We start from the raw sequence: 23,244 nt of genomic DNA on the forward strand, positions 1-23,244 counted from the left end.
ACATCAATGGGGGGTAATGTTTATGCTAGCCTCAAATAAGAATTATTATCAAGTGTGGGTGATGATATTGACATGAATTTGCGAATCAGCCAGTCAGTTTGAAAAAATTGTCAAAACACTGTCGCAAATGAGAATCGTTATTGTTAGTCTTTGTGGAATGGGAACGCACTTGAACACACACTGAAGACAGCAAGCGACACTGCCACTATGGAAACTCCCGAACAACGGGCGCAACGCATTGTGCGCCACGACAAGTATCTGATTGCCCACGAGCAAGCCAACACCGCGCTGTACCTGGCCAGTGTGGCGCTGCAAACCAGTCCGACAACCTCGTCACTGCAACAGCTGTTGCAACGTTTTGACGCCCAATTGCAGGTGCTGGAGCAATTCGACAAGCCATTGCAGGCGCTGATGATGCGGCTGCAGCTGGTGTTCAAATTGCAAAGTGAGCAACAGCGGTCGGATGTTGAAGCAGATTACGTGTTCGAGTGTGCAATGGCGTGTGACGCGGCGGAATTGGCCGCCCGTGATGCCTGCACCCAGCAGGGCAACAACATTGCCCCGATGTTTCGTCGCTCCCGGGTGGAGCGCAAGGAAGGTTGGCACAGTCGTAAAGGGATGTGAGGGGCGACTGGCCTAACCGTGAAGCCGCCTGTTGTTGGTGATGGCAACAGGCGGCTTTTTTACGCCCGGGTTATTGATGCCCAGGCGCTTTATGCGCAGATTATTTTACCTGTGCCAGATAATCATCCAGACGAGTCTGGTTCATCATAAAAGTAGCGGTCAGGGCTTTGGAATCGGCTTTCACCTGTTCCAGATTGACCGGCTTGCCAGCCACCACGACACCGACCATGCCCATCATGGCGTGCGGCGCACACTGATAGACGTACACACCTTCCTTGTCGATCGTGACCGTAACCGGCTCATTGATGGCACCCAACCAGCTGGCACTACCGGCCGGTTTGAGGGTATCCACAGATTGGGAGTTGTGCGCCATATCCGTCGGCACAAACTTGACGGTATCACCCACCGCCACATTCAGTACCGCAGGTTCAAACACCATCATGCCTTCGGCACCGGTATTTTTCATGGCAACGGTATGCTCGGCTGCCTGTGCGGTAACGGCCGTCAGGCCCAATGTCATGGCAACTAACAGGGGTAAGGTTTTCATAGGCTGACTCTTGACTCCGAAAGCGAGGAACCTCCAAGCCTAGAGCTTGATTAGTGTTATGTAAATGATTCTTATTTGTACTTTTGGGCTAAACGTCTCGGACGTGAGAGACATCAAATAGTCGTGCTTCATTATTCCGACGGGGCTCATGGTTGCTGAATATTCTGGCCAATGCGCCAAAGTACACCGGACGGGTCGGTGACAACGAAATCCCGCATCTTCCATGGCTGGTCGACCGGCTGCCCAAGACGCACGCCGTACTTTGCTGGCAAATCCTGCTGCAACAATGCCTCGTACCAGCCGTCAACATCACTCACCAGCAAGTGCATCATCACGTTTCCGGCGTGTTCTGGGTGGTAGAAATCCTGCAGCAGAAAACTGCAATTTTGATGGTGAAAGTAAGCAATGCCGCCTTCGTCAGACGCCATGGTGAAGCCCATGTCCTGATAAAACTGCTTCGACAGTTCAAAGTCCCGAGCTGGGACAAAGGCTTTGATTTCAATGCTATTTAGTGCGTGAGTGGTCATGGTGAGACACCTGGGTGATGGTTGACCCCAGATTACCCCCGGCCGTGAGCCAAGTAGAGCCATATGTTGGAATTGCAGGTTGCCGAATTTGATATCCGCGTTTACCCGCTTGATATCGCGTTGAAAACAGGCTGGTTAGTCTCGGGCTGTCTTTCATTCGCAGCGGGAGCGTTTTGTGCTTCATTCAACGACTGGCCCAGCCGATGCCGGGTCGCCCTCGATGGCAGCAGCGCTGCCCGGAAAGTCCTTTATTCCGATGTTTTTAACCCTGATTTGCAGTGCCGTCGGGCATGCCTATTTTGTGATTACGTTTCCGGCGTTGGCACGGGAGTATTCGCTAACGGACATGCAAGCGGGTGTGGTGATGGGCGGCGGTGCTTTGGTGCTGACGTTGGCTGCGCCTTTCTGGGGCTGGATTTGCGACGCCAGGGGACGGCGTTTTGTGATGCTGTTCGGCGCCTTTGGTACTGCTATGGGCTTTGGGCTACTGGTGTTGGTGTTTGAAGCCGGTGCCAGACAGTGGCTGCCAATGCAAACCCTGCTGATGTCGGTGCTGGCGGTTCGGTGGGCACATGCCTGCGCCAGTGGCGGCCTGATGCCCGCGGCACAGGCGGTGATTGCGGATTTGACCGTGCCGGAGCAGCGTAGCCGCGGTATGGGTTTGCTGGGTGGCTCGTTCGGGATTGGCACTGTGCTGGGAGGTGTGTTGGCCATGACCACCGGTGGCGATCATGTGTTGGAAGGGTTTTACCTGATTGCCCTGTCCTTGCTGGGTTGCAGCATTTGGCTGGGGCTCAGTCACCCCGAAACAGAGCAAGTCGGTTTGGATGCAGGACAAGCGGCCGCGCAGCCAGAGGTGGCTAATCCAGAGTCAGCGGCTGCGGCCAATGCCTCAACAGGCTTGACAGGCGCGGTAGGTCGCTGGTCGGTAATGCTGCCATTTTTGTTGACCACGTTGTTGTGCCTGACGGTGTACAGCCTGATCCAGCAAGTCACCGCGCTGCGACTGCAGGATGATTTTGGCTTCGACTTCAATGCGTCTATCCAGTTTGCCGGGCGCATCATGATGCTGTCGATGTTGGCGATGATTTTCTCCCAGTTGGTGCTGGTTGCGCTGTTGAAACTGCCTCCCCGAATGATGGCGACGGTGGGAGCCGGGGTTGCGGTGCTGGCTTTGATTCTGGCGGCACTGGCGACAACGCCGCAGGCTTTGTTGCTGTCGATGGCGTTGATGGGGTTGGGGATTGGTGTGTTGTTACCCTGTAATCTGGCGTTGCTGAGTCTTGTGGTGACGCCCCGGGACCAGGCCAAGGCGGCAGGCATAAACGGTTTTGGTAAAGGTGTTGGTATGGCCATTGGGCCGATTACAGGCGCGGCTGTATTGGCTGTCAGTACCGCGATGCCGTATTGGCTGGGCGCGGTTTTGCTGGCAGTGGTGTTGCTGGTGTTTGTGACTCTGAACGGTTGGCAACGGCTGCGATCGTTTGCTTGGCGGGCCTGATTGCTTAGCAGGCCCCACCCGGAAGCTGCTCCCGGTATTGCGCCGGTGAGCAGCCATACTGCTTTTTGAAGCACTGGCCAAAATGGCTGGCGCTGCTGAAACCACATTGGTGGGCGATGTCGGTGATCGAACGCTGCTCATCGGCGAGGTAGTGCTGGGCCCGTTCCAGTTTGTGGGTACGGAACCACTCAAAGACGGTCATCCCGTACTGTTTGCGAAAATGCCTGTTCAAACAGGTGTGGCTGATGCCTGAAGCGCGGGCCAGATCCTGCAAGCTGGGTGAGCGGGTCAAATCACTCACCAGCTGTGCCATAACCTGTTTGAGGGCATCGGAGCGTGGAGAATGATCGTGGTTTGCGGCAAGGGACGTCGGCTGGCTGCGGCTGTCTGCCGCTGCGACCCAGTGCGCCAGAATCTCCAGTGCCCGGGCTTCGGCCAATATCCGCGATGACGGTGTTTGCATGGGATTTTCTGTAATCCGCGACACCCGCTGATCCAGTGGCTGCTGACGGGCCAACCGCACGATACGATTTTGATCCAACAGCTGGTGGATATCGTCTGCTTCGGTGAAGGCTTCGTTGATGCGCGCGGTCGCGTATTTGAGCACCACCATGTTGGCGCGCGTTCCCTTCGGTGTATGTCGTTCGATCGGTTCACCGACGGTGTTGATGAGCCAGACATCCCCCTCTCTGACGACGCACTCAGCACTGTGATCGGCAAAGCGGAAATGGGTTTGTCCCTTAAGGCCGAATACCAGCAAGGTGACGGGTTGGTCGTAAGGAATCTGGTTATCAAAGTCCTCGGTCAGATTACAGTCACTGACGGTGCAGCTGATCTGGCTGCACAAGTGACAAATCCGGAAGTCAACGCTGCCAGAGCTGGCCGGTAACGTCTGGACCACCCAGGAGCCGCGTTTAAGCGCGGAGCTTCCGGGGAAACTGCTCATGGCAATGCGACTGGCGCTTGCAGTCATTGGCATGCTGGCTCCTGAGTGTATGGATGATTTTTTCAATCTTAATGAGAATCATTACTAAAAGTAAAGCTGGTTGAATTCCGTATGCTCGTTATTTAACAGCCCGGTGCACGGCGTTTGATAGTCGCCAGTCTGCTTGCTCTGAAATCATCGTCTGCGTTTTTTAGGGATGTTTTCAGAGGACACATAATGACCCAATGGCAATGGATCAGGCTGCCAGGCCTGATTGTGATGGCAACGTCTGCCACTCAGGTGTGGGCTACTACAAGCGACGATGCAGCGATTCCCGAGGTGGTGGTGCAAGCGCGTTATTGGCAGGAAGCCCCGGCAGATGTACCAGATACCGTAAACGTTATCGACAGTGAAGAGAGCGACCTGGGTATCGCAGCGTTGGCTGCCTTTGCACCCAATGTACGGATTGAAGACTCCAGTGTTCAAACCCGGGTGGTGGTGCGTGGCAGCGGCGGCTTTGACACCGGCTTGTACGAACCGGTGGCCTATTACTACGACGGTGTGGCTTTGCCACTGGGCGGCAGCCAGCTACCAGCACTGGACAATGCCCGTCAGATTGAACTGGTAAAAGGACCGCAGGGTTCGCTCTATGGCCGTAACTCTGAAGCGGGCGTGATCAAGGTTTACAGTCAGCAGCCATCGGCACAGAGGCACTTTCAGGCGCAATTGAATTCCGGCCAACTGTCCGGGGCGGACGGCGACGCGGCTCATCAGTTGATCAATCTGGGAGCCAGTGGTGAGCTGGTTGCCGATGCCATACAAGGCAGCATAGGTCTGAGCTGGCAGGACTCCCAGGGGCCGAATCTGAATGAGGTCACCGACGACAATGAGAGCGGCTCGCAAGATCGCCGTACTATCAATGCCGGTTTGAAGTTTCTGACCGGTTCAGCGGGCCATGTGCAGTTCAATACGCTGATGGAATCCCGTCGGGATGGCAAAGGTCGCTTGCGCTACGACACTGGCATGATGGCCACGGACCGCTACACCACGAACTACAATACCGACAGCCATGACGATCGTACCAGTCGCATTCACTCCATCAACGTGGTGCAGCAGCTGGGCGATCTCAAGCTGGAAGCGGTCACAGGCCTGACCCGTTTCGACCGCGATTTTGTACAAGACCTGGACCTCAACGCCATGGCGTCCTACTACTCCGAGCTGGACTTGCAGGACCGCATGCTGTCGCAGGAAGTGCGTCTCTCTTCCGAGCAGGGCGACCTCAAATGGTTGGCCGGTTTGTACGCCTTCAAGGAACACACCGACGTCTACTTCGAGCAGGCGGCGATGGTGCCTCAAGCCCGCACCACCGACATTAAACAACGCGGAGTGGCGCTGTTTGGTCAGGCGGAACTGGCATTGACCAGTGCGTTGAAAGTCGGCTTTGGCCTGCGTGGCGAAAAGCTCACCCAGCAAGGCGACCAAACCCGTTTGATCAACGGCTTTGAATCCAGTTACGGCGATGACAGCAAAAGCACCACCTGGTTGCCCAAAGTGTTTGCGTCCTATGCGCTGGCGGACGACCGCTCGGTTTACCTCAGCTATGCCAAAGGCTATATGCCGGGCGGCTACAACTACACCGGTGCGGGATCGGCTGACACGCTGGTGTATGACAAGGAAACCAGCCGCAATCTGGAAGCGGGCTTCAAGCTGGCGAGTCTGGACCAACGCCTGAACCTGCAAGCCAGTGTGTTCCACATTGCCACCCGTGATAAACAGGTTACCGATGTGTCCCAGGACTTCTCGTTCCATACCTCGAATGCCGCCAGCGTTGTCAGCCAGGGTGCAGAAGTGGCAGCGGAATACCGCTTTGAGAATGACTGGAGCCTGAAAGGCCAGCTGGGTTATCTGAACACCGAGGCGGAAGACTACGAGGTATCCGGGCTGGTGAATTACAACCTGGTGGCGCAGGACTATTCCGGCAATGACCTGCCTTATGCCCCCAAAGCCAGCTATGGTCTGACAGCCCAATACGATCCTTACTATGGCTTCTTTGCCAGCGTGAACCTGCACGGCAGCAGCGAGTACTACTTTGACTCTGCCAACAGCATCAAGCAGGACGGCTATCGCATGATCGATGCCGACCTCGGCTACCGCTTCGCAGAGTCCCAGCTGGGGCAGCTCGAAGTCGCCCTGGTGGCAACCAACCTGACCAACGAAGAAGTGTTTGAACGAGCCGTCACCGTGTCAGGGGTTGGGGTTGCGGTGGAAGACAAAGCGCCACGTTATATCGGTGTTCGTATTGGAGCCGATTTTTAATGACAGCCTCAAAGCAATTACTGGAATGGGTGCAAGCGCCCATTCACTGGAACTTGCTGCAAGCTGCGCTGGAGCTGAAGGTCTTCGACTTTCTGTTCCAGCCGGTCAAGGCAGCGCATGTCGCCGAGCAGACCCGGTTGAATCCGGACAAGTTAGGCCTGTTACTGGATGCACTGGCCAGTCTCGGCATTCTTCACAAGCGGCAGCAGCGGTACCAACTGGCAGAGCAATACCAAAGCCTGTTGAGCTCGAACGATCCGCGCAGCATGGTGGCCAACCTGCTGCATATGGCGAAGGTTAAACAGATGTCGGTTGACCGCATCAAGCAGTTACTGGCGGCAACCCCGTCAGCCGCCGACGACGCCAACGACCAGTCACGGATGAATTTCCGCGATGCCAATTTCTGGCAAACGGCCTCTGACAACTTGCTGGCATTCCATCGCAGCACCAGTAACGACTACGTATTGGGCTTGATAGAGCCCTGGGCTGATACGCTGGCGCAACGTGCCGTTGGCGACTGGCAGATGCTGGACCTGGGCGCTGGATCGGAAACCCTGGCGTCGTCCTTACTTGAGCGATACCCGGCGCTGACGCTGACGCTACAGGACCTGCCGCAAAGTATCGACTGCATCCGTCAACGGCTCGACCAGCTCCCCGCGGACAGCCAAACGCGCCTTAACCTGCTGGCAGGTGACTTCAACAAGATTGAACTGGGTGGGCTGTACGATCTGGTTTGGTCGTCCATGGCACTTTACTTTGCCAATGACCTCGACGGACTGCTCATGCGGCTTAAACAGCAGTTGAAGCCCGGCGGTGTCATGCTGTCGTTACACGAAGGCTTGTACAACGAACGAACCCAACCAAGCTACCACGTGTTAGGCCGATTTACCCCGGCCATGAATGGCAATGACTTGTCGTTTAATCAGGGCGATATACAAGCCGCACTGACGCGCACCGGCTATGTTGATGTGTGTAGCGAAAAGCTCGACACCCCGTTTGGCCCAATGGTGCTAACCAGCGGCATGCGGCCGGGGTAACCGATAGGGGACATCTATTTAATCCGGTGCTCGCGCAGAGCCGTGCAGGATTAAATAGATGTCCCTAGTGCCCTCAATTGGGTTGCACGTCTTCGACCTGCTGCCATGTCAGGTTTTCACCTTAGAGTGCTCTGAATAATCCTGTAAAGCTCTCGCTCTGGTTCTGTCTCCGTACAGAGTTATTCAGAAGGGGCCTACGCCTTTGTCATTCAAAAAACGTCAGAATATGAATATTAATAAGACGCAATTTTTGTGATCTTGTTCGTATATTTAAACTTGTTATTGTGATTTGCAAATTAGAGTGCAAATTATTATCAATAATGCTCTTTAATTTATAGTCCGCTGTTCATGTTTTTATAGTTGCTGGAAATGCCCCTCGATACATTGGTTGCAGAATTTAATAGCGATAGCTACTGCAAAAGTTGGCAAAGAGGTTGGTATGAAAATAGAAACAACCAGCTCGGAAGTATTAAATAACGAAGAAGTTGCTCGATACAGTCGTCACCTTATTCTTCCTGAATTTGGTTTGGCGGGTCAGCAAGCGCTGAAGTCCAGCCGCGTTTTGTTTGTTGGGGCTGGTGGTTTGGGGTCTCCCTGTTTGCTGTATCTTGCTGCAGCTGGGGTAGGCACCATTGGCATTATTGATTTTGATGTTGTCGATACATCCAACCTGCAGCGTCAGGTCATTCATGGAATGGCGGATGTGGGTCGCAAGAAAATTGAAAGTGCCCGTGATGCCATCCTGGCCATTAACCCGCACGTACAGGTCGAGTTGTTTGATGCTGGTCTGAGCAAGGATAACGCTCTCGACATCATTTCAGGTTTTGATCTGGTGTTGGATGGTACTGATAACTTCCCCACACGTTACCTCGTCAATGACGCCTGCGTTCTGGCCGGCAAGCCTTATGTTTGGGGGTCAATCTATCGCTTCGAGGGGCAGGTCTCGGTGTTTTGGGAGCAGGCTCCCGATGGCCGGGGCATCAACTATCGTGATTTGTACCCCGAGCCACCACCGCCGGAGTATGCGCCTTCCTGCTCTGAAGGTGGTGTGCTGGGCGTTCTGTGTGCTGCCATCGGGTCCATCATGGCCACTGAAGCCATCAAACTGATTGCTGGTATGGGTGACAGCTTGCTAGGAACCCTGATGGTTTATGACGCCCTCGGCATGACTTTCCGAAAATTTCCGATTCACAAGGCGGAAGACCGCTTCGTACCGGATGCTCTGGTTGATTACGAATATTTCTGCGCAGCTACGTCGTTGCAGACGCCCGCCGAATCCGCCGTTGAAGTCGAGACCGTTGACGTTCACTGGCTTTCCAGTCTGCTCAACAGTGACGAACGTTTCCACTTGATTGATGTGCGCGAGAAGGGCGAAACCGACATCGTCAAGCTCGATCAGGCCGTCAATATTCCATCCAGCGATCTTTCACTTGCCTCGTTTGAAGGTTACGGCAAAGACGAACGCATCGTGGTGATGTGCAAGAGCGGAGCCCGCTCGTTGAAGGTCGCAAGGCTGCTGGTGGAATCGGGCTATTCGAACGTCAGTAACCTTGATGGCGGAATCATTTCCTGGGTTCGGGAAGTGGAAACCGACCTGCCCGTTTATTGAGTTAAGGAGGGGACGCAGTGATTGAAATTTCCAAATCCATTGTTGAGTCGCTGGTGTCATTTGCTGAGGCAAAGCACCCGATTGAAGCCTGTGGTTTGTTGCTGTCGAAGAAAGAGTCGCCAGCACAAACCCGCTTTGTGCCCATGGATAATGTAGCCAACTCTGAAGAGTATTTTCAGTTCAATCCAGCTGAGCAATTGAAGGTCTGGAAAGAGATGGAAGCCAACGGTGAATTTCCGTTGGCGGTGTTTCATTCGCACACTCATTCAGAGGCCTATCCAAGTCGCACGGATGTCGAGTTTTCTGGTCATCCGGAATGCCACTATCTGATTGTTTCGACCGATGCGGCTGTTGAAGACAAGCTCAGAAGTTTTCGTATTTCATCGAATATTGTCATTGAAGAAAGTGTTCGGATTTTAAATTGATCGGGGAAAATGATGGATATTAAAGTCAATGTGCCTGCGGTTATGTTGCCGCTGACAAAACAGCAAAAAGTTATTACCGGAAATGGCAGTACGATACGAGACCTTATTGATGATTTGGAACAAGGTAACCCGGGAATAAAAGATCGCCTGGTTTCTGCTGATGAGCTTAATCGATATGTGAATATCTTTGTTAACGAACAGGATATTCGTTTTTCAGGCAAGCTCGATGCCACAGTTAAGGCCGGTGATGAAATTACCATTTTACCAGCCGTTGCTGGCGGTTAAATAACGGCCTTTCATTCACAGGGGCCTTTGTCCAGAGGGCCCTTGATCGGCGTTATATGTCTGTATTTAAACGAACAAGTGGTGATCTCCGCTGAGTTTACTGCGTCCAAAATTTCCATAGAGAGTATTTCCATGACGGATAATCAAAAGCGGTCAAATCTGGTCGCAGAAGGGTCAATGCCTGAGGCCAATGCCAAAACCAGCTGGATGGACCAGCTTAATCGTAAGCGGGTTCCCGGTCCTCGTACGGCCAATCACCATACTCTGGATCGCAGCATGGGTGCCTCGACGCTATCGGTACATGCGGGCACTTATCAGGACCCGGTTTCTGGCGCTGTCGGGACGCCAGTTTTCCACAGTACGACCTTTCTGTTTGGTGACAAAACCTACGATGCTTTCTTTGAAGGCGTGACGCGAGATGTGCCGATTTACACGCGCTATGGCAATCCGACCCAGTGGAGCGTGCAGGAAAAAGTCGCGGCGCTGGAGAATGCGGAAAGCGCCGTGGTGTTTTCTTCCGGCATGTCGGCCATTGCGACCACTCTGTTCGCTCTGACAAACCGTGGCGGTCATATTATTTCCTCGTACGACGTGTATGGCGGTACCTACAATCTGCTTCGTGAAGACCTTCACCAGGCTGGCCGTGAAGTGGCCTTTGTGGATTCAACCCGGCTGGAAGACATTGAAGCGGCAATCAAACCGAACACCCAGATGTTTCTGTTTGAGGGATTGTCGAACCCATTGCTGAAGGGATTGCCGCTTAAATCCATCTGTGAGCTGGCCCGCAAGCACGACATTCTGGTGGTGATCGATAACACCTTCCTGTCTCCAACGGCGCTGCGGCCGCTGGATCTCGGTGCCGATGTGGTTATTCACAGTGCGACCAAATACCTCAACGGACACAGTGACATGACCGCCGGCGTTGCGGCGGGCTCGCGCAAGTTTATGGATCGGGTCTGGGCGCAGATGTTGCGTCTGGGAGGCCAGCTGGACCCGAACTCCTGCTTCTTGCTGGAGCGCGGTATGAAAACCCTGTCGCTGCGGATGCAGGCTCACGTCAATAACGCCAACTACATTGCCCAGTCGTTGGCCCGCCACGATTGCATCGAGCAGGTGTATCACCCATCGCTGGACGACTACGAATTCACCGAAATGAAGCAACTTTGCGACGGCCAATACGGCGGCGTGGTCAGCTTTGTGGTGCGCGGTGGTGATGAAGCTGCCCTGCGTTTCCTGGAGGGGCTGACCATCCCACAGGTTGCCACCAGTCTGGGCGGTGTCGAGTCGCTGGTGAGCATGCCGTTCAACACATCGCACAGTTCTTTAAACGATCATCAGCGTGAGTTGATCGGTATTCGTCCGGGTCTGGTGCGTCTGTCTGTGGGCATTGAAAACGCCGAAGACCTGTTGCTCGACCTGGATCAGGCGCTGCGAGCGGCTGCGTCAGCTCAGCAGACCGAGCCGGTGATGGAGTCCTGACACCCGTAATCAAGCAGCCAGGCAGCGGATGGCGCTGCCGGTTAAGACCAATTTATCGATGGATGAACTTATGAAAAATGGTGTGAATGTCGCTGGTGTCAGCGAGTTGATGCATGAGATTCGTGATGATTTTGCCCAAGGTGTTTTTCAGTACGATGCCGAGGCCCAGTGGGCCGGCGGTAACGCGCTGTTGGCCTTCGTCAATTCGGCTCGTATTGGCTCGGTGAAGAGTGCTCGTGATTTTCAATGGCGAGTCACCTTTGCTGAAGATGCTTCGGTATCCGAGGTGGCCGGCGGCGAGCTGGTCTTTACGCCAGAAGAGCTGGCGCTTACGGGGTTGGGTGCCTGTGCCATGCTGACCATGGTCAAAGGTGCGACTACCTGTGGGCGCAACATTCAGAGCCTGCGCTTCACCGTCAAGGGTAAGCACTATCCGAAGGACGCTCAGCAGCCGGCGATTCTGAAAGACTTTGACTACCGGGTGGACTTTGAGGCGGAGTCCGAGCAGGACAACTTGTTGTTTGCCGAGGTGTTGAAAAAGCTCTCCAACCACAGCCCAAATCACCGCACCATTGTTGAGCGTAACGCCATCCAGGTTGGAGACTCCAACCTCGAACTGGCGTCCGTGAAAGCCGTTGAGCCGGAATCCACGGCGCGCGAGCTGATTGTTCGGATGGATTGGGAATACGGTTTCCAGCTGCTGGTGACCTACGACGAAGTACGTTACACCCGGGTTGATCAGCCGAAGCAGGCGGGAGGGATTGATAAGGGTGCCAACCCGCAGGAAATCCTGATGTCGGCGTTTGCCGCCTGTCTGTCGAAAACCTTCATTGCCCTGGCCGCGGACGAAGGCTTGTCTCTGAATGGCTTGAATGTTCGTACCACAGGTTACGTTGATATGCGTGGCATGCTGGGCATCGACCCTTCTGTGCCTAGCAAGCTGCAGGCCATCAAGGCCGATTTCCGAATCGATAGCGAGCTGCCAGCCAGTACATTTGACGACCTGATTACCAGAGCGATCGAAACGTCGCCGGTTGCCCGCCTGTTGATTGAACCCCAGCAAGTCAAATTGAACCTGTTCCGTGATGGCCAGCAACTGCTTGAGTTGGTGAGTCAGGGCTGACATCTGGTGACAGGGATACTGCATGGGCTTTGCTCGCCCTTGCCAGCATCGCTGTTGCAGCGGACTCGGGCGGAACAATCGGTGAGTGACAGTCGGTGTTGGTAAGAGGCACCGGCTGCAGGAGAAGGCAGCATGACATCACACAGTCAACAGATTGGGCGGACGCAGCCACCACAGACACTGCTACAGGTGGTCGGGTATGGCGTATCCGGTCTTGGTATCGCTTTTGCGGCGGATGCCCGGCAACAACTGGAGCAGTTGGCCGAGCTGGGGCTGGTGTATCTGGATGCGCGTCAGCAAGCAGATTTCGCTGGCTTGAAGTTTCATATCAATTCCAATTCACCGGCCAATGACTTCCTTGCCGGTATTCCGCGCAATGGCTTCTTCCGCGAACTCTTCGAGCACGGCAGCGGGCAACAGCTATTGGACATGCAGCAACAGCGCACGCCACTGACCCGGGTGGCTGATTTTTTCCAGCAGGCCTCGTTACAGCTGAGTCGCTATCTGGATCAGCAAGAGAACTCGGATGTGATGTGGCAAGCCCCGGTCGCAAAACTGCGAGTGGAGCAGGATGGCTCGTTCACCAGCCTGGATGCCAATGGCCGGCCGTTGGCTCGCAGTCGTTATGCGGTGCTGGCTGCGGGTGGCAGCGAACATCCCAACCCCAGCGTGGAAGCGCATGCCAACCAGTTCCAGTGTCCGCTGCGGATGTCCGAGGCTGTCTTGCGGGGACATATTGATGATGAACTGAAAGCGTGTATCGCCGCTGGCCGTCAGGTTCTGGTGGTTGGTGGGTCTCACAGTGCCTTTTCAATTGCCGATTATCTGCTGAATCGCTTTGCCCCGATGTTGACTGTTGGACAGGTTGTGCTGGCAACCCGCAGCCCAGTGCGGGTGCACTATCGCGATATGCCTGAGTTCAGTGCCAACGCCGATGCCGGAGCGCCATGCTGCATCGATTTTGAAACCCGTAGTATCAACCGTTTCTCTGGCCTGCGGGGGGATGCCAAGGCGTTGTACCAGGACATCGTGGCTGGCCTTGAGCCCAAGGTGCAGTTACTGGAGGCGTTGGCATCGCAGCTATCATCCGGGGTGGCTGGGTCATGTTGCAACAACGTTGGTCTGGTTGTTCAGGCGGCCGGTTACCGTTCGGCGTTTCCACCACTGGTGGATCACCAGCATCAACCTCTGGATTGCCGGCGGGAACAACAGTTGGCGGCGTTGAATGGCCAGTATCAGGTTTGCTGTTCGCAACATCAGCCAATCAAAGGGCTGTTTGGCATCGGTCTGGGTGGCTTTGTGCCAGAGGGTATTGCCTATTCAACCAGCCGGGAAATTCCGGTCGGCGTCAATATCTACCATCAACAGGACGCTGCCATTGTGCTGGATGCCATTTTTGATGAACTACGGCGCACGGGTGGTCTACCGTCCGCAGCAGCTGGCGGGGCCCGTTCCGGCAGCCATAGTGGTCGCCGCAAAGGCCTGCATGACGCCCCGGCCGCGTTCGAAAAAGGAACATGCTAGTGACATATTCATCCACCAGGCTGGCCAACGACGCGCTGCTGGCTGGCCTCCAATTGACCATTGCTCTGCCAGCCGGTTTGGCTTTCCGCGGTTTTGCCGACGGACTGCGACGGCAGTTGGATCGCAACGCAGAGCGGCTTGGCATCCACTTGAATGGCGTTCAAACAGAGGCGCTGGACGCAGAGCGCGGATTAACCCTGCGGGCGCTGCTCGCGGGAGCTGACTGGCACGTCGAAACACGGGTGCCGCTGTTGGATCAGCACGGCTGCTATGTGTCAGAACTGACGTTGCAGGCGATGAGTGGGGTGATGGCCGTTCATAGCCGCAAACAGCCGGGGCTGGAGCCGCTTGGGGTGGACTATATCACCAGCATGGTGGCTATTTTTGTGCTCAACGGTTTACTGGCCCAGGCCCGGCAACGGCTGATTGCGGATACCGATTCAACGGCGGCTGTCAGTATCTGTTCACCAGTGGCGGTGGCGTTGTTAAGCGTTGGTCAGTACCTGGCCGATGCCACCGCAGAGGAGCCGTTTCCGTTACCGGATGGCTTTGATGACCCAGCCCGCCAGCCGCCTTTCCGGTCTGCTGACGGTGTTGTCTTTGAGTTGGAGTCGCTATCGGCGGAGCCATGGCGGGCGTTCTGGCAGCAATTGGGCGTTTCTGACCGGGATGCGGCGGTGAGCTGGAGCAATTTTCAGCTGCGCTATGCCAAGGCGGTGTCGCCCATTGCCAGTAGCATGGTGGCGGCCCTTGGCCGTCACACCTATGCCGATATCGCATCCCGCTGCGAGGCCAGTGGCATGCAAATAGCACCGTTGCAGAACTTGTCCGGGACCGCCCAATCCTCCTTGTTTAATACCCTTTGGCAACAAGGCCCCTGGTATTTCCGCCCATTGTCGGCAGCGGCGGCAAGTACTGTGGCGGCGCCTGCGGCATCGGCCCCGGGTTCGACCGATACACAGGTGGGCCCACTGAACCGCATTCGGGTGATTGAGTCATGCCGTCGAATTCAAGGCCCATTCGCGACTCATATTCTGGGATTGCTGGGCGCAACCGTAGTGCGACTCGAGCCGCCGGGTGGCGATCCATTGCGCGGTATGCCGCCGGTCGGTAACGGCTGCTCGGTGCGCTTCGATGCCTTGAATCGATTGAAGTCTGTCGTTGAGGTGAATATCAAAACGGCCGCCGGGCGTCAGCAAATCAGCCAACTCGCCAGCAGTGCAGACGTATTTATCCACAACTGGGCGCCGGGTAAGGCGCAGCAGCTGCAGTTATCGGACACCCATCTCTGTGAGGCCAACCCGCGGTTGATTTACAGCTATGCCGGTGGCTGGGCAGAGTCGATCGGAGGTGAATCCGAGAGCGCTGGCCTGCCCGGCACGGATTTTGTGGTGCAAGCCCGCTCCGGCATTGCCAGCATCATCAGTCAGGCCTCCGCCAGGGGCGTGCAGAGCAGCTTGTTTACTGTGCTGGATACCCTTGGAGGAGCACTGGCCTCGCAAGCGGTGTTGGCGGCTTTACTGAGCCGTGCGATGCACGGTGCGGGGCTGTATGTCGAAACCTCGTTATTGGGAGCTGCGACCTTGCTTTCGGACTCCCAGCTGACGGCTATCTACAGCGATCAAACGGTGGCTGCGAGCGTCGATCGTACTGCTCTGGTATTGGCAACCGCCACTGAGCCGGTAGCCGTGGATTTGCCCGCACTGGATCAAGCCGTTGAACTGGCGCAGTTCCTCGGGCTTGAAACCTCGGTTCACTTTTGTCGCGACAACCGCGAACGCGATGCCATGATCCGGCAGGCGTTCCAGCGTTTTTCTGCCCAGCAACTGATGGAGGCGTTGCCTGCCTTCAACGTTGCCATTGCACCTGTTTGCCAGGATTTGTGCCAGCTGTATGAGCAACCGCTGACAAGACCCTGGTTATACAAACAACACTACATCGGTGTTATGTCTCCATGGAGCTACCTATGAACGAAGCTGGAATCATTGATCTCGTCCCTCAGTCGCTGCGCAATCAATGGAAAGCCGACGGCTCGTACCCCAACATCTCTGTGTATCAGGCGTTTGTTGACAAGGCCCAACGCTTTCCCGACAAAATCGCGATCTATTCGCCGGATCGCAATGTCAGTTTTGGAGAGTTGCTCGACAAGAGTCAGCGGCTGGCGAACAGCTTTTCACAACTGGGTGTCGTCGCTGGCGACACCGTAGCTTATCAACTGAATAACGGTTGGCGTTGCTGCGCTATTGATCTGGCCTGCGCCGCCATCGGCGCGGTGGTAGCACCGTTTCCACCGGGACGTGGTCGACTGGACCTTGAATCGTTGCTGAAGCGCAGTTGTGCCCGGGTGGTGATTATTGAGCCAGAGCACAAACAGGTCGACTTCTGCCAGGTGATTGAATCGATTCGACCTTTCAGTATTGGCCTGCGCCATCTGGTTGTGAATGGCACCGCGCGTTACGGCTGGCTGGCCCTTGAAAGCCTGTTCAACAGCGAACCGATCGAGGCGCACAACTTACCAACGGTGAATCCGGATTCGCCAGTGCGGATGCTGGTGTCGTCCGGTACGGAGTCGGAACCCAAACTGGTGGCGTATTCCCATAACGCCATGCTGGGTGGTCGCGGGCGCTTTTTGCAGCGTATTTATCCTGGAGACGATCAGGATTTCCGTGGCATGTATCTGGTGCCACTGGGGTCATCCTTTGGCTCAACGGCCACCATCGGCATCCTCAGTTGGCTTGGTGGCTCCCTGGTATTGCAACCTGCGTTTGATGTGGACGCGGCCATTGAGGCCATTGAACAGCACCGGCCAACTCATATTCTTGGTGTGCCGACCATGATGCAGCGTCTGATGAACAGTCCCCGATTGGCGCAGATCGACAAGAGCAGCCTGGTGGCGCTGGTGAGTGGGGGCGCGCTGATCGACAAGGCCACCATTGAGCGCTGCATGGAAAACTTTGGCTGCGCGTTCATCAGCCTTTACGGTTCGGCGGACGGTGTGAATTGCCACAACACCATGAGCGATGGTCTGGATGTGATCGCTTCCAGTGTGGGTAAGCCCAATCCGGCTATTTGTGAAATCCAGATTGTGGACGACCAGCGTATTCCCGTCGCCGATGGTGTGGTTGGGGAAATCCGTGCCCGGGGGCCGATTTCGCCGATGCAGTACGTTAACGACGCTGCCCTCAATGAAAACTATCGGGACCGCGGGGGCTGGGCCTATACCGGCGATCTTGGCTGTATTGATGCGCGTGGGTATCTGGTGCTGGCTGGCCGCAAGAAAGACATCATCATTCGTGGTGGTAGCAATATCAGTCCGGCTCAGATTGAGAACCAGGCGACCGCTCACCCGGACATCATCAGTGCTGCCTGTGTGCCGATTGCCGACGCCGATCTGGGGTGTCGGGTGTGTATTTGCGTGACCTTGCGCGATGGCGCCAAGCGGATGTCGCTGAAAGCGCTGGCGTCGTTCCTGCAACAACGAGGTCTGGAGGTGAACAAGCTGCCTGAATATCTGGTGTATTACCGTCAGCTACCACTCAGTCCCGCTGGCAAACTCGACAAGAAGCAATTGGCCAGCGAAGTGTCCTGGTTGGCGGAGAACATCACGGACATCTCCAGTGCGGATACCAGTGATGACAAGGCAACTGCGGCTCAACCGGGCGCAATCAGTCCGACAACGGCGGGGGCGCTATGAGCAACACCAGTTTGCTACGGCAGCGGGTTCGTACCTTTGTTGCCGAACAGGTGCTGCCGTTCGAAAACCAGCTGGCCATGATGGACGCTGGGGCTGAGTCCCGGTTAGAGCAGCTGACCGCAGCAGCTCGACAGGCTGAACTCTGGGGTTTGCTGTTTCCGGTGGAGTATGGCGGCCAAATTGAACGCTTGAGTGATTACGTCGACATTGGCTTTGAAGAGGGAAGGAGCGAATTTGCTTCAACGCTCTTTGGAGGCTTGGCAACGGTGGATGCCCGGATGTTATCGCGCTATGGCAATGAAACGATCAAATCCCGTTTTCTGTTGCCTCTGAGCCAGGGACGGCTGACGTCTGCCTATGGAATGACAGAGCCCGACCAGCCGGGTTCTGTGCCTGACACTCTTTCATGCCAAGCGCGTCAGGATGCGGGTGGTTGGCGTATTAATGGCAGCAAGTGGTACATCTGCAATGCCACCAAAGCCGATTACATAACGGTGTTGGCGGTGACCGATCCCTCGGCTCGTCTACAACAGCGCCTGACCATGTTTGTTGTGCCGATTGCCAGTGAGGGCTGCATCATGGAGCGTTCGCTGTCGGTGTTTGGACGCCAATTAGGGCAGGGGCAGTTCCGTTTTGACGATGTGCTGGTTGCTGACGAATACCGTTTGGGCGAGCCTGGTAGCGGTTTTGAAATCATGCAGAGCCGGGTCGCACTGGGGCGTATTTTGCGCAGTATCCATTGGCTTGGAGCTGCCGATCGTTGCCTTGAGTTGATGCAGCAGCGCATTCACAGCCCAAAAGGCCAGGCCGCCCGTCTGGCCGACAAACAGTTGATTCGCCAGCGTGTGTATGACGTGTATGCCGCGATTACCAGTACCCGGTTGATCATCCGTCAGGTAGCCAGTGACTACGATCTGCAACCCCTGGATTGGTCGCTGTTGAATCTGGCGAAAATCAGCGCTGCCAGGGCGGTTTCTTGCGCTGCAGATCATGCCATTCAGGTGTTTGGCGCGGCCGGGGTCGGAGACGACACGCCATTGGCTGGTATTTATCAGATGGCTCGCAGTGCGAGAATTCTGGACGGTGCTGAAGACGCTCTGATAAACACCATCGGCAAAGGGCTTATTGCTGCTGAAGTGCCCTCTGACACTGCCGCAACATCGTGATTGACGGCGATCCGAAGACGCCGATGTCATTGGCGTCTTTGAACCTCCGTCTGGAGGCATTGTTGCCAGCCTTGTTCCGGCGCATGGATGTCATTGAACAACAATGCCCGACGGGAACATTGCCGGTTTATCGCGAGGGTCTCACCAGTGACGACTGGTTCTGTTCCCGTGGCGGTTCATGGTCGGGAGGATTTTGGGCGGGTTGCTGGTGGCTGCGTGCCCGCTATGACGCTGAACTCACCCGCCAGCGCCTGTGGATAAACAAGGCCCGTGCCATTGAGCAGCAATTGGCCGATAAAATCGCCATCAACAGCGTTAATCGCGGCCTTATTTTCTGGCCCGCCAGCGGTATAGGCTGTGGTCCGGCTGCTGCGGTTGATGCTGCTTTTTCTTTTACTCGTCTTCATTCGGTTGCCGCAGCATTGGCCGATCGTTTCGATACGGCTATGGGGGCAATTCCACTTGGTTCGGCAATGGGTGCCGGAGCGGCTGGCGAACGCTGTATTTCGGTCGACAGCCTGGCCGCAATCATTCAATTGCGCTATCGCTCCCAGCCGATCAAGGCCGATGTTTCCAATCGCCTGCAAACCCACATACGAACGCTGATTCGACAGGGCTTTGACGAACATGGCCGCTGGCACTCGACGATGCACTTTGCGGACGGGGGCTATTGTGCCGATGACCCCGCCGGGCGTTGGTGTCGTGGGCAAGCCTGGGGCACGCTGGCGCTGGCGTTGATGGCTTTCTATGAAGGCGGTCAGTACCTGCAGCAGGCACGCCGTTCGTTGAGCTACTGGAAGTGTTTTGTGGAGAATGGATTGGCACTCGATAGGCTGGAAAATGATCTGTTAGCAGGCCCGTCGGATGAGCCGGAGTTCTGCTCGGTCCGACTGCAAGATGCCAAGCATGACGTTAGCGCCATGATGATTGCCGCTGTCGCAGCCTTGATTTTGTTTCGGGCCAGTGGTGACCGCAGTGCTTTGCAAGATGCCGGTGAACTAATGCAGGCGATGTTGCACAGTGACTTTCTGGAGTACCCGGATGATGGTACGGCGATCTTTCACGGTGCCTGCGCAGTTTCTCGTGACGGTACCAAACGGATGCTGGAAACGCCGTGGGCTCTCTATTGGCTGTTGTCGGGGTCGATGGCTTTGAATGGCCAACTAGACCCGGCTTGTTGCTAAGGACCCTCTGACAAACCCGGTGCCGCGCCCCGTTATCCAGAGCGGGCACCGGGTTGTCCAAAGGGGCAAGGGGTGATTCAGAGAGGGCCGAGCTCTTGCTGGGCCGATAACGTCACCAGAATGTCGTCCGGGGTGTCGATGTAGCAAAGGGATTCGGCATCACTTAATAGTTGAATCAGGCGGCCGTCCTGGCCTGCATAACCGTTTCCGCCACAAAGCCGACTGGCATCATGCACCAGCTGTGTCAGGCTCATTGAACAGGCGGCTTTGGTGCGATAGGCCGCCGCTTGAGTCAGGCGTTCCTCGCGGTGTTGGATCAGGGCAAACTCAAAATGAGCCTGAATCGACTCTTGCAGCATCCGGATACGGCCCCACTGATGATAAACCGTCGCGCGTGACACAGAATCCTTGAGTTCCAGCTGCAAGTGTTGGCGGGTTTGCTGCACCAGGGCATCGGCAATGCCACTGGCGCGGGCAGCAAAGTTGAGCGAAGGCGCGGGTTGATAACCACAGGCCACGGTGCTGACATCGCATTCCACACCACCAATGATACGGTCGGGCGTAATCTCGATGTCGTCAAAGGTTATGGCCGTCAATGACACTCCCTGCAAGCCTCGCCGATGGTGCTCGGGGTGAATGGTCAGTCCGACCATACCCGGGGTTACGATGACGGCACTGCAACCGCCGTGAATGTCGTTTTTTGCAATCACAATCACCAGGTTGGCGATGGCGGCATTGAGCACCCATTCCTTCCTGCCAGACAGGCGGTATTTTCCGTGCTGGCAATACAGTCGGGTGTCGAATTGCTCCGGGGCACGTTTACTTTTTTCGTGATAGGCATGGGCTGCAATCCATTCGCCTGTGGCCATTGAGGGCAAGTAGTGTTGTTGCTGTTGGTCGCTGCCAAAGCGCGACAGGTATTGGCTGGCTCGGGCATGGATACCATAGATGGCCGGAATGGCCAGCCAGAAGCGCGATAGCAGTCGGTTGATGGGAATATTAAGCGCCGCGGGATAGTGGCCGCCGCCAAATTCTGGCGCAATGGCCGCTCCAAACAGCCCGAGTTTGGCCATCTGCTGACGCAAGGGTTGGCAGTCAATGGCAGCCCAGTTCTGTTGTTCCAGATAAGGTATGACTGAAGAAGTGCAAAAAGACTCAATGTCTTGCAGGATCGGGTGACTCATCACATGCGTGTCTCTTGTTAACCGTACACAATGGATAGCAGCGATCTGATCGGTGTGAAGGATGTGCCGGTCAGAGCGTGCAGACTTCCGAAAGGCGCATGGCCAGGCGGTATTCTGCAGATAGCTCTGCAAACTAGCATGATGGTCGGGGCTTCTCTGTCAATCGGGGAACGGCGGGCTATTAAGTGAAGAACCCTGCCGCTGTCGCCCGGCCGCTGCCTCTTGTTCAGGGTACTAAACAAGAGGCGGCTGGTGGATTGCCGTAAGGCTCAGTACACGTCGCGGACGTAGCGCTTCTGGCTCTTGAGGTTATTCACATAGGCTACGGCGTCGGCTTCGCTGAAGCCGCCGTGTTCGGCCACCAATTGGTGCAGGGCGGCGTCGACGTCCTTGGCCATGCGGTAGGCATCGCCGCAGATGTAAAAGTAGGCGCCTCGTTCAAACCACTCGAACAGTTCCTTGCCGTGTTCCAGCATGCGGTCTTGCACGTAGATTTTCTCGGCCTGATCCCGTGAGAAGGCGAGGTCGAGTCGGGTCAGCAAGCCGGATTGTTGCCAGCCTTCCAGTTCCTCGCGATAAATAAAGTCGGAGGCGGCGTTGCGGTCGCCAAAGAACAGCCAGTTGTCGCCCCGGGCTTCGCGCATTTCACGTTCTTCCAGGAACGAGCGGAACGGCGCGATGCCGGTTCCCGGGCCAACCATGATGATTGGCAGGCTGTCGTCCTGCGGTACGGCGAAGTGCTTGTTCGGTGCGAAGTAGCAGGAGACCTTGGCGCCTTCATCCAGTTCGTCGGCCAGCCAGGTCGAGCACACGCCGTTATGGTCGCGGCCGTTGCTGTGGTAGCGCACGCTGCCGATGGTCAGGTGGACTTCGTTGGCGTGTTTGTTGATGCTCGATGAAATCGAGTAGGCCCGTGGTGCCAGCGGCTTGCTGAGGCTGACGAATTCGTCGCCATCCAGATTGGCCGGAATCAGCGTCAGCAGATCGACCACGTCCTTGCCCCATAAATAGTCATTCAGCGGCTCGTTGTCGTCGCTGTCCAACAGTTGTTTGAGCTTGGCGGCTTCAGCACCTTCGGCTTGCGCCAGTCGTGCCAGTAACTCTTTCGACGGCGTGCGGATTTCCAGCTGCTCGGTCAGCAAGGTGCGCAGTGGCTGGCCGTTAACGGACTGTTCGGCGTTGCTGTTCAGCCGTTGCAGCAGCTCGTCGACCAGGTCGGCGCGGTTGTGCGGAATCAGGTTGAGGGCGTCACCGGCGTCGTAGTATTCGCCGGAATCCCCCAGATTGAATTCAAAGTGACAAATCTGCTTGCTGGACGCGTCGCCGGTCAGTACTGCCTTGCGGCTCAGCACCGCTTGCAGCGGGTTCTGGCGGTTGAATTTGGACTTGGCTTTCAGGGGCGCTTCCGAAGCGGTCGAGACCGCGGCTGCGGCCTGATCGCCACGGCTGGAAATCTCTGGCAGTACGGCGTCAATCCAGCTCTGTGCCGGGGCTTCAAAATCGACGTCGCAGTCGACCCGGTCGGCCACCCGTTGGCCACCCAATTGCTGCAGTCGCTGATCCCACAATTGACCGGCGACACAGAAACCGTCGTAGCTGGTGTCGCCCAGCGCCAGGACCGAGAAGAAGGTGTTGGCGAAGGAGGGCGCGTCGTCGCTGCTGATGGCGTCCCACAGCATCTGGGCGTTGTCGGGCATTTCGCCTTCGCCATAGGTGCTGGTGACTACTAACAGGCGTTCAGCCTGGGCCAGTTCGGCAAGGCTGACGTCGTCCATGTCCTTGACGCTGGCCAGCATGCCGTGGGTGCTGGCTTGCTCGGCGGCCAGCTCGGCCATGCTTTCGGCGTTACCGGTCTGGGAGCCATAGATAATGGTCAGCGGCTTTTGCTGCACGGCAGCAACAGGGGCGACGGCCACGGCGCTTTGTTCATTCACCAGCAGGCGGTTGTGCAGGCCTGCCATAAAACCGGCCAGCCAGTGTTGCTGGTCGCTGTTGAACGGCAGGTTGGCCGGTAAGCCTGGCACCTGTACGGCGTCCGGTTGCTGAGCCGCGTTGGCGGATGGATTCAGATTGGTGTTGGTATTGGTCATCATA

At 56.1% G+C, this 23,244-nt stretch carries 19 protein-coding genes; 14 read left to right on the forward strand and 5 right to left on the reverse strand.

Features of this window, described 5'->3' with window-relative positions; all coding sequences use genetic code 11:
• Positions 1-207 precede the first annotated feature (207 nt).
• Positions 208-624 carry a hypothetical protein gene (locus ACXADJ_RS17535; RefSeq protein WP_475068536.1) on the forward strand — a complete coding sequence of 139 codons (417 nt, stop codon included), beginning with the start codon at positions 208-210 and terminating at the stop codon, positions 622-624.
• Positions 625-724: 100 nt separating this feature from the next.
• Here ACXADJ_RS17535 and ACXADJ_RS17540 read toward each other — a convergent pair whose 3' ends face one another.
• Complete coding sequence (locus ACXADJ_RS17540; RefSeq protein WP_475068539.1) at positions 725-1,171, reverse strand: pseudoazurin; 447 nt, start codon at positions 1,169-1,171, stop codon at positions 725-727.
• Positions 1,172-1,317: 146 nt separating this feature from the next.
• Entirely contained in the window at positions 1,318-1,698 is a 381-nt protein-coding gene (locus ACXADJ_RS17545; RefSeq protein ID WP_475068542.1) for a VOC family protein, read from the reverse strand.
• 175 nt (positions 1,699-1,873) lie between these two features.
• Between ACXADJ_RS17545 and ACXADJ_RS17550 the strand changes: the two genes are divergently transcribed.
• A complete protein-coding gene (locus ACXADJ_RS17550) occupies positions 1,874-3,199 on the forward strand; it encodes an MFS transporter (RefSeq protein WP_475068544.1) in 1,326 nt (441 codons plus the stop codon).
• 4 nt (positions 3,200-3,203) lie between these two features.
• Here ACXADJ_RS17550 and ACXADJ_RS17555 read toward each other — a convergent pair whose 3' ends face one another.
• Entirely contained in the window at positions 3,204-4,178 is a 975-nt protein-coding gene (locus ACXADJ_RS17555) for a helix-turn-helix domain-containing protein (RefSeq protein WP_475068546.1), read from the reverse strand.
• 183 nt (positions 4,179-4,361) lie between these two features.
• Between ACXADJ_RS17555 and ACXADJ_RS17560 the strand changes: the two genes are divergently transcribed.
• The 12 genes from ACXADJ_RS17560 to ACXADJ_RS17615 all read left to right on the forward strand — a co-directional run bounded on the left by ACXADJ_RS17560 (position 4,362) and on the right by ACXADJ_RS17615 (position 19,966).
• Positions 4,362-6,440, forward strand: coding sequence for a TonB-dependent receptor (locus tag ACXADJ_RS17560; RefSeq protein WP_475068548.1), 2,079 nt, complete (start codon positions 4,362-4,364; stop codon positions 6,438-6,440).
• On the forward strand, positions 6,440-7,477 hold the full coding sequence (locus ACXADJ_RS17565) for a methyltransferase family protein (protein ID WP_475068551.1): 1,038 nt from the start codon (positions 6,440-6,442) through the stop codon (positions 7,475-7,477). The genes ACXADJ_RS17560 and ACXADJ_RS17565 overlap by 1 nt, the downstream gene beginning before the upstream one ends.
• A 439-nt stretch (positions 7,478-7,916) precedes the next feature.
• Positions 7,917-9,086 (forward strand): molybdopterin-synthase adenylyltransferase MoeB, encoded by a 1,170-nt coding sequence (gene moeB / locus ACXADJ_RS17570; protein WP_475068553.1) that lies wholly within the window; start codon positions 7,917-7,919, stop codon positions 9,084-9,086.
• Positions 9,087-9,103: 17 nt separating this feature from the next.
• Positions 9,104-9,511: a M67 family metallopeptidase gene (locus ACXADJ_RS17575; protein ID WP_475068555.1), complete on the forward strand. Its 408-nt coding sequence runs from the start codon at positions 9,104-9,106 to the stop codon at positions 9,509-9,511.
• A 12-nt stretch (positions 9,512-9,523) separates the two neighbouring features.
• Positions 9,524-9,796: a MoaD/ThiS family protein gene (locus ACXADJ_RS17580; protein ID WP_475068557.1), complete on the forward strand. Its 273-nt coding sequence runs from the start codon at positions 9,524-9,526 to the stop codon at positions 9,794-9,796.
• Between the two features lie 132 nt (positions 9,797-9,928).
• A complete protein-coding gene (locus ACXADJ_RS17585; RefSeq protein ID WP_475068559.1) occupies positions 9,929-11,275 on the forward strand; it encodes a trans-sulfuration enzyme family protein in 1,347 nt (448 codons plus the stop codon).
• 70 nt (positions 11,276-11,345) lie between these two features.
• The gene (locus ACXADJ_RS17590; protein ID WP_475068561.1) at positions 11,346-12,398 is read left to right on the forward strand and encodes an OsmC family protein; all 1,053 of its coding nucleotides are present in this window, start codon (positions 11,346-11,348) and stop codon (positions 12,396-12,398) included.
• A gap of 132 nt (positions 12,399-12,530) precedes the next feature.
• Positions 12,531-13,922, forward strand: coding sequence for a hypothetical protein (locus tag ACXADJ_RS17595; RefSeq protein ID WP_475068563.1), 1,392 nt, complete (start codon positions 12,531-12,533; stop codon positions 13,920-13,922).
• Positions 13,922-15,892, forward strand: coding sequence for a CoA transferase (locus tag ACXADJ_RS17600; protein WP_475068567.1), 1,971 nt, complete (start codon positions 13,922-13,924; stop codon positions 15,890-15,892). The genes ACXADJ_RS17595 and ACXADJ_RS17600 overlap by 1 nt, the downstream gene beginning before the upstream one ends.
• Positions 15,889-17,616: a class I adenylate-forming enzyme family protein gene (locus ACXADJ_RS17605; protein ID WP_475068569.1), complete on the forward strand. Its 1,728-nt coding sequence runs from the start codon at positions 15,889-15,891 to the stop codon at positions 17,614-17,616. Before ACXADJ_RS17600 ends, ACXADJ_RS17605 begins: the two co-directional genes overlap by 4 nt.
• Positions 17,613-18,782 (forward strand): acyl-CoA dehydrogenase family protein, encoded by a 1,170-nt coding sequence (locus tag ACXADJ_RS17610; RefSeq protein ID WP_475068571.1) that lies wholly within the window; start codon positions 17,613-17,615, stop codon positions 18,780-18,782. Before ACXADJ_RS17605 ends, ACXADJ_RS17610 begins: the two co-directional genes overlap by 4 nt.
• A 23-nt stretch (positions 18,783-18,805) precedes the next feature.
• Positions 18,806-19,966 (forward strand): hypothetical protein, encoded by a 1,161-nt coding sequence (locus ACXADJ_RS17615; RefSeq protein ID WP_475068573.1) that lies wholly within the window; start codon positions 18,806-18,808, stop codon positions 19,964-19,966.
• Positions 19,967-20,043: 77 nt separating this feature from the next.
• Here the strand turns inward: ACXADJ_RS17615 and ACXADJ_RS17620 are convergent, their stop codons facing one another.
• Together ACXADJ_RS17620 and ACXADJ_RS17625 are read right to left on the reverse strand one after the other, a co-directional pair.
• The gene (locus ACXADJ_RS17620) at positions 20,044-21,150 is read right to left on the reverse strand and encodes an acyl-CoA dehydrogenase family protein (RefSeq protein ID WP_475068575.1); all 1,107 of its coding nucleotides are present in this window, start codon (positions 21,148-21,150) and stop codon (positions 20,044-20,046) included.
• A 269-nt stretch (positions 21,151-21,419) separates the two neighbouring features.
• Positions 21,420-23,240, reverse strand: coding sequence for a sulfite reductase subunit alpha (locus tag ACXADJ_RS17625; RefSeq protein ID WP_475068577.1), 1,821 nt, complete (start codon positions 23,238-23,240; stop codon positions 21,420-21,422).
• Positions 23,241-23,244: the final 4 nt, after the last annotated feature.

It is taken from the genome of Oceanobacter sp. ABM4_470 (assembly GCF_056158645.1).